Annotated in this window: 3 protein-coding genes; all 3 read right to left on the reverse strand. The window is 28.5% G+C overall.

Annotated elements, in window-relative coordinates; all coding sequences use genetic code 11:
* Positions 1-37 precede the first annotated feature (37 nt).
* The 3 genes from FLJC2902T_RS15620 to FLJC2902T_RS15630 all read right to left on the reverse strand — a co-directional run bounded on the left by FLJC2902T_RS15620 (position 38) and on the right by FLJC2902T_RS15630 (position 1580).
* The gene (locus FLJC2902T_RS15620) at positions 38-337 is read right to left on the reverse strand and encodes a type II toxin-antitoxin system RelE/ParE family toxin (protein WP_035679380.1); all 300 of its coding nucleotides are present in this window, start codon (positions 335-337) and stop codon (positions 38-40) included.
* A complete protein-coding gene (locus tag FLJC2902T_RS15625) occupies positions 337-582 on the reverse strand; it encodes a type II toxin-antitoxin system ParD family antitoxin (RefSeq protein ID WP_023580778.1) in 246 nt (81 codons plus the stop codon). The genes FLJC2902T_RS15620 and FLJC2902T_RS15625 overlap by 1 nt, the downstream gene beginning before the upstream one ends.
* A 218-nt stretch (positions 583-800) precedes the next feature.
* Positions 801-1580: a hypothetical protein gene (locus FLJC2902T_RS15630; RefSeq protein WP_023580779.1), complete on the reverse strand. Its 780-nt coding sequence runs from the start codon at positions 1578-1580 to the stop codon at positions 801-803.
* Positions 1581-1603 lie beyond the last annotated feature (23 nt).

Below are 1603 nucleotides of genomic sequence, written 5' to 3' on the forward strand. Positions count from 1 at the left end.
ATTGCAGAAAACCGCTGTTGTGCGTAGCTCTTTAATATTAGATGCCTAATTGATTTTCAATATCCATTTTTTCATGTAAAACTCTGATAACTTCAATTTCATTCGATTTGTTTTTTTTGAAAAATATTAAATGAGATTTCACTTTTGAGCATCTGTAGTTTTTCCTAATATTTCCAAAGTCACGAGCCATTTCAAAATGATCAACTATATACTCGATTTCGTCAAAAATCAAATTATAGTAGCGATCAGCTTGTTCAATCGACCAATTTTCAGCAGTGTAAATCCAAATTTTGTTAATGTCATCAAGAGCTATTTCGCTAATTATGTATCCTGGCATTATTTCTGAAAGTTTGCTTTAAGTTGTTCAAGATTTTTTTGGCGATCAAAATTTTTAATCTTTGCGCCTTTTTCACCGATTTTAAGTTCATTGATTAAAGATTTTGTTTTGTTTTCTTCTTGTTCAAAAACTCTCAAAGCAGTTCTCACAACCTCACTCACAGAATTATATTTACCAGAGGCAATTTGCTCATTTATAAAATTCTCAAAATAATCACCTAATAATATTGAAGTATTTCGTGCCATAATCTTTTTTTTATCAAAGATACCAAGTGTTGGTATTTAATGCAATCTTTTTAACGGTTTTTTTGGGTAGAGTTACGCACAACGTCCCGCCGGCTTTGAGAAGGTGGGGGATTGTTTTTCCAAAAGTATAAATTAAAGATTTAGTTTACAAATACAAAACCAACTTTAAATTTTGCCCTAAAGCCCCACTTGCTCAAAACCGCTGTTACCAGCAGTTTTTAGTAATAAGTTCTTTTATAATTATTGCTGAAATTTAATCTATTAGAATAGTTTGAAAGTTTGGATTTTTCAGATCGGCTTGAAATTATGCGTAAATTTTCATTAGATAATATTGCTTTTGTTTCTCTTTTGATAGTTTCTTTCGATGGTTTAGAAATAATGTTTACATCTATTTTGTTTGGTAATTCTTCCTTTTTAACATTTACAAAATTGTTAGTTGTAAAGTGATTCCATTTTTTTTCACCGTTTAAATTTATTTGAATTCTAAAAGCAGTTAGTTTATCCAAATTTTCTATTTCACTAAAAGGAATTTGAATATTTCCATTACTATCGGTAATGAATGTGTTTTGTTTGTTTTTTATTTTAGAATCAAGATCATAGACAAATGAAATCTCTACTGATTCATTCGAATATTTTTTTTGGGAATCTATCACAAAAGTAAAATCGTAGAATTTATTCTCTTTGAGTGTTGAATGTTCAAATTTAATATCGGATTCTTCTAGAACATAAAAATCTGTAAAAATGATGGTGTCCCTTTTTTGTTTCCAAGTCCCTTTATATTCTTTCCAAGTTAAACAACTTACGTAAGGAGTATGTCTGAATTCAAAGGTTGAATTTTCGCTAATATTTATTTGATGTATTAAAGTTTGGTATCTATCAGTATCTGATAATTCCTTTTCATAAATAATATCTTCCTTTTCGATTAAATTGAAAGTTTTAATTTGACAAAATAATAAGTTTGGCAACAGAATCAATATTATTTGCAGGAATTTATTCATTTCGGTGGATTCAAGTATCTAGC

Source organism: Flavobacterium limnosediminis JC2902, assembly GCF_000498535.1.
GTDB lineage: Bacteria > Bacteroidota > Bacteroidia > Flavobacteriales > Flavobacteriaceae > Flavobacterium > Flavobacterium limnosediminis.

What these genes read in the sequence shown, in the direction of transcription:
- FLJC2902T_RS15630 (WP_023580779.1), bottom strand. Translation starts at nt 1,580, where the DNA reads ATGAATAAATTCCTGCAAATAATATTGATTCTGTTGCCAAACTTATTA.
- FLJC2902T_RS15625 (WP_023580778.1), bottom strand. Translation starts at nt 582, where the DNA reads ATGGCACGAAATACTTCAATATTATTAGGTGATTATTTTGAGAATTTT.
- FLJC2902T_RS15620 (WP_035679380.1), bottom strand. Translation starts at nt 337, where the DNA reads ATGCCAGGATACATAATTAGCGAAATAGCTCTTGATGACATTAACAAA.